General features: G+C 49.1%; 7 protein-coding genes. 5 read left to right on the forward strand and 2 right to left on the reverse strand.

The genetic code is table 11. The annotated features are described in order from the left end of the window. Positions 1–346: 346 nt before the first annotated feature. Positions 347–547 (reverse strand): C2H2-type zinc finger protein, encoded by a 201-nt coding sequence (locus KDK14_RS21705; protein ID WP_373691054.1) that lies wholly within the window; start codon positions 545–547, stop codon positions 347–349. Between the two features lie 9 nt (positions 548–556). Next, positions 557–955: a hypothetical protein gene (locus tag KDK14_RS08885; RefSeq protein ID WP_257264734.1), complete on the reverse strand. Its 399-nt coding sequence runs from the start codon at positions 953–955 to the stop codon at positions 557–559. A gap of 173 nt (positions 956–1,128) precedes the next feature. Here KDK14_RS08885 and KDK14_RS08890 point away from each other — a divergent pair, with 173 nt between their 5' ends. The 5 genes from KDK14_RS08890 to KDK14_RS08905 all read left to right on the forward strand — a co-directional run bounded on the left by KDK14_RS08890 (position 1,129) and on the right by KDK14_RS08905 (position 4,602). Continuing rightward, entirely contained in the window at positions 1,129–1,359 is a 231-nt protein-coding gene (locus KDK14_RS08890; protein WP_257264735.1) for a hypothetical protein, read from the forward strand. Between the two features lie 64 nt (positions 1,360–1,423). Beyond that, positions 1,424–2,386 carry a C45 family peptidase gene (locus tag KDK14_RS08895; protein WP_257264736.1) on the forward strand — a complete coding sequence of 321 codons (963 nt, stop codon included), beginning with the start codon at positions 1,424–1,426 and terminating at the stop codon, positions 2,384–2,386. 324 nt (positions 2,387–2,710) lie between these two features. Then, the gene (locus tag KDK14_RS08900; protein WP_257264737.1) at positions 2,711–4,003 is read left to right on the forward strand and encodes an ankyrin repeat domain-containing protein; all 1,293 of its coding nucleotides are present in this window, start codon (positions 2,711–2,713) and stop codon (positions 4,001–4,003) included. Next, positions 3,981–4,193 carry an RING finger protein gene (locus KDK14_RS21710; protein ID WP_373691055.1) on the forward strand — a complete coding sequence of 71 codons (213 nt, stop codon included), beginning with the start codon at positions 3,981–3,983 and terminating at the stop codon, positions 4,191–4,193. Before KDK14_RS08900 ends, KDK14_RS21710 begins: the two co-directional genes overlap by 23 nt. Beyond that, positions 4,153–4,602 carry an ankyrin repeat domain-containing protein gene (locus KDK14_RS08905; protein WP_257264738.1) on the forward strand — a complete coding sequence of 150 codons (450 nt, stop codon included), beginning with the start codon at positions 4,153–4,155 and terminating at the stop codon, positions 4,600–4,602. Before KDK14_RS21710 ends, KDK14_RS08905 begins: the two co-directional genes overlap by 41 nt. Positions 4,603–4,633: the final 31 nt, after the last annotated feature.

The raw sequence follows: 4,633 nt of genomic DNA on the forward strand, positions 1-4,633 counted from the left end.
TGTGCTTCGTGGTTCCAATTCAAGACCCGCAACAAACCCACCCGCCTGCACTCGTACGTAGAAGCTAAAGAAATAATGTACAGTTGTACTATCAAGAAGAATTCCTTAATGACCACCTTAAGAACACCGACTGTTATCGGACCTGTTTAATCAATAAAAGTTCCAATTTGGCTCTTTCGAAAAATGAAAGGGCAATTAATCTACGGCAGATCAATCGTTCACTCTGCCAATGGCGAGGCCAGTTGGGTTTCCGGGCTGACGGTCAAGAGCCTGTTTGGGCAAATAGCTTTCATAATTGAAGCGCCTTTTCAGAGAGCTTATGAATGAAAAGCTTGTTTCGTTCACCTCACAAACAAAAGAGACTCTCGCCGCTGTGGGTGCGGGTATGATTTATCAGGGGACCAGGTTTATTGAAGCTCTTTTCGCACACCCTACACTTAAAGCGCCTCTCACCTGTGTGGATGCGGGTGTGTCTTGTTAGATGCGACTTTCGACTAAAGGTCTTCTTGCATTGATCACACTGAAAAGAATTCTTGACAGTGGACAAGACCTTTGCTCAATTTCCCGTCCGGGCATCCGGTTCATTCATTTGTATTTCTGTGAAATTTTCGCCATTTCCGGATTCATCATAATTTTCATGCTGCGAAGAGAGTGGACGATTATTCCCCTCGCTGTCTTTGAAGGTACAGTCAAGATCATCCATTTCAGGAAATAATGGAGTAAACTTGTCCTTTTCTAACCAGTTGGACGAATCAAAACCACTATTTTGTTGTTGCTCCATCATTTCCGAAACATAGCCAAAACCGACGTGTTTAAATGTTTCAACTTTTTTGTCATTAAAAAAGGCACTTGCCTTGTTAATTTCTTCTTGATGACAGTTTGTTGTGGTTTCGGTTAGCCACTTGGAAGCCACAGAGACAAAAGAAAAGTTATTCAAAGATGAATGCACGTTCATGCTTTATCACCAAATTATTTTCATACCATTCAGCAGACCACTTTATCCAAGAAAAAATTCCTTCATTCCCAATTTTCTGAACATGGTTTATCCCAACATGGACAAACAACAGATCACTGTTATTTTTGTAATAGTTACTCACATCATGAGGAAGCTGCCATGTCCCCCAAACCGTGGTTTGCCATTGGCCCGGATTTGATCATTACCACTATTGCTATCACATTACTGGTGCACCGGTTGCCACCCGCGCCTGTACTACGTTTGCGTCAGTCGGGACGGCCAACGCCAATAATGGTCTGATCATTGCCAAAAACCGTGATTCAACAATGCCCAGTTTTGCCGGCCCGGAAGGTCAGCCCGTCGCTAGTCAACAGCGTTATACCTACAGCGATACTGAGCTTTAGATCTTAATAATCCCGGACGGTTCAGGTTAATTTCCGTGTTCTCCCATTTCATCAGGAGCCTGGCATGCAACGTTATGGCATTTCAACCGCTGTATTCTCCATTTTATTCTCCCTGGTGCTACTTTCACCCCGGGGAACCACGGCCTGTACGACCTTTGCGTCAATAGGCCCAGCCAACTTTAACGGTGGATTACTCATTGCCAAAAACCGCGATTCACTGGCAACCTTCGAAAACCTGGCGGTGAAAAGTGAGGCAGGCAAAAATACCTATCTTGGCCTGTTTTACAACTCCAGCAGCCAGACTCCTTACCCTTTTTTGGCAGCAGGCATCAATGAACATGGCGTTTCTGTCGTGCAAAACGAAGCGGCATCAATTTATCACGCCAACACGTTTAATAACGCTGATCAATCCGCTGTAATCTACACCATACTGGAAAATTACAGCTCGGTAGCAGATGTGCTGGCGGACAAGCAGACGTTATTTGGCAATGGACTGGCCAATTTCCTGATTATCGGGGACAAGACTGAAGCTATCCTGGTAGAAATCGGCCCCGAGAAAAACGCCTTTCAGATTCTTGATGCCAGCAGCAACAACAATCGAGTGTTTCACACCAACCACTATGTGCTCAGTGAAATGCGAAGCCTGAACAAAATCTACTATTCCGATTCTGAAGACCGCTTTATTGCCATCAAAAATCTGATGAACAATGCTCCGGCACAGTTTACCGCTGACGGCAGCTATTTTAACTGGGTCAGCAATGCCCAGGACGGTCCGCTGAGAAGTATCTTACGGGAAATGACCGTCGCCAGCTGGATTGCCAGTGTGCCCGAAAGCGGAACCCCTGAGGTCCACATTCGCTTTACCTCACCGAGCCTGGAATTCCAGCGTTATTATATCCAGTTGACTCCTGAGTTCTGGCTCTCCCCACCGGCCAATATCAGTCCAATTCCGTTGAGTGTCGAGGGTTTGAATCCGGAACCCATTGGCAGTGAATTACGCTACACCTATATCGGCAGCGAGTTTTGAACCCGTGGCAATACCAATACTCTCAAAGCCGGTCAACATTGACTGTGCAGAGTATCAACGCCCCGGGTAAGGGGCGCTATTTCCGGACAGCCTCCCGGGATACACCTTTGAAGATCCCACCTCTGGGGCTGCGCATTAACTGATTATTAAACGACTAAAAACATATATCTGCATGAATTTAAGTCGTCGTTTAATATTTATCTGCAAATAATCTGAGAATTATCCAAATTCATCTACACTAGCCAACAGAACCTGTTGACTTCAGGCAGCAGGAAGACACCTTTAAAAGTTTTTAAAAGTTTTGGTAATTAACAGCTGGCTCCTATGGAACCGACAACCAATGCATCTGTTTCTGCTGCACCATTATATAGCAACTGTTTTGATGAAGTTGGATGGGCCTCCGGCAACCAGAGAGTAGTGCCTGTTCTGTGTCGTCACCGCTTATCCCCTGGGGGGGTTGTCCAATGGACTAATCCGCAGCCGGTGAGTCAGCGTACCTGTCAACCCAGTCAACAGCTGGCTTCACCACTGCAGCCTTCACCACTGCGGCCTTCATCATTACAGCCTGTGACCGAAACAGCATGCAGTGATAACAGTCGTTCTTGCCAATCTCATTGCGAAGCTCTGCCACTGGAAGTCTGTCGTTCCGGAAATACGGCAGAGTTCCGGCGGTTACTGGCTGACAATCCGGGTATTGCCCAACAATGGTTCCGTTCGGCGGATACCGGTTGCGCTGTCACCTTGCTGCACATCGCTGCCCGACATGGCCACAAAAAGATCTTACAGGCTCTGCTTGAGGCCGGGGCTGACCACCATGCCACCTGCGCAAACATGACGGCTCTTTTTCTGGCGGTGAGCGAAGGGCACGAGGCATGCTGGCTAGCTTTGCTCAGTGCCGGAGCCAATCCTGACACCCCTCGAAAGACCGGTGCCACTCCTCTTATCTGTGCTGCCATGCAAGGTAACCCCAGAGCTGTGAAGACGCTGATCAACGCCGGGGCAAATATACATTTAACCTTTATGGGTGGTTTGACAGCCCTGCATATATCCGTGTTGCGGGGTGATAATGTGCCGGTGGCACTAACGCTGATCAATGCCGGGGCTGATTGCAATGCCACCGATGATGACGGTGAGACACCACTGTTCATCGCCATCCGCGAAGGGAGCGTGAAATGCGCTCAAATATTAATCGAAAAAGGGGCGAAAGTGGATGTCGCCTGTGATGATGGTACCACGCCCCTTTATCTCGCCGTTAAAGAAAACTGTGAGGTGATTGTGCAGGCATTGCTCAGGGCCGAGGCAACAGCCAATCCGGCTCCCTGCTGGGACGGCACAACGCCTCTGCATCTTGCCGTAATCAATGGCAACAAGAACATTACCAAAGCCCTGATTCAAAATGGCGCTGACCCTGATGTCGCTGATGGGGTGGGTATAACTCCCCTCTACATCGCGGCCCGGGAGGGTCACGAAAAGTGTCTCAAAGCCTTGCTCAAAGCCGGAGCAAACACCAACATTTCCTGTTTCCCGGATGGTGCGACACCCCTGTCTGCCGCTGCCAGAAACCAACAATTGGGCAGCGTGCGATTGCTGCTTAATGCGGGGGTCAAGAAAAAGTGATCAGTTCAGACAGGGGCTCATAATCAACAGTGCCATTGCTCAAATCGGTGCTTCCCTTTCCAGGTTTTTGCAGTTTTCTTGCCCGGTCTGTCAAAGAGATTTGTCCAATAACAGGGAAGTGCTCATAACTCATTGCGGGCACCATTACCATGAGGACTGCATTGACGCTGGAAGGGAAGAGCGTCATTGAACGAAACTGCCGGGCGTGTGATGCCGTACCGCTGGCCCGTGAGGCCGGAGCATCATTCAATGAGTCCTCGCGGTACTGTGAATCGCAGCCTTTGCATGTTTGTCGAAGCTCAAATGCCGAGGCATTGCGACACCTACATCCGAAGATCGTCCGTGAGCATTTTCGCGCAGCCGCTACCGGCGAACCGGTCCTGCTGCTCCACGTTGCTGCCCGGGAAAACCGCAGCGAGTGTATACAAGCCTTGGCTGAATACGGGGCGGATGCGACTGCCACCACAACAAACGGAGATAACGCGCTGCATATTGTCGCAGCAAGAGGCTTTAGCAATTGCCTGGAAATTATGGTTTCGTTAATGCCACCAACGCTGAAGGTAAAACCGCTCTGCACCCGGGAGGCTGTCCGAGAATAGCGCCCGACTGGGCGTCCCCGTAGCGAGGATG

The organism is Endozoicomonas sp. ONNA2 (genome assembly GCF_024606365.1).
In the GTDB taxonomy this organism is placed as follows: domain Bacteria; phylum Pseudomonadota; class Gammaproteobacteria; order Pseudomonadales; family Endozoicomonadaceae; genus Endozoicomonas.

Excerpts from the sequence above, each read along its gene's own strand:
- KDK14_RS08905 (WP_257264738.1), top strand. The coding sequence starts at position 4,153 with ATGAGGACTGCATTGACGCTGGAAGGGAAGAGCGTCATTGAACGAAAC.
- KDK14_RS08895 (WP_257264736.1), top strand. The coding sequence starts at position 1,424 with ATGCAACGTTATGGCATTTCAACCGCTGTATTCTCCATTTTATTCTCC.
- KDK14_RS08885 (WP_257264734.1), bottom strand. The coding sequence starts at position 955 with ATGAACGTGCATTCATCTTTGAATAACTTTTCTTTTGTCTCTGTGGCT.
- KDK14_RS08900 (WP_257264737.1), top strand. The coding sequence starts at position 2,711 with ATGGAACCGACAACCAATGCATCTGTTTCTGCTGCACCATTATATAGC.
- KDK14_RS21710 (WP_373691055.1), top strand. The coding sequence starts at position 3,981 with ATGCGGGGGTCAAGAAAAAGTGATCAGTTCAGACAGGGGCTCATAATC.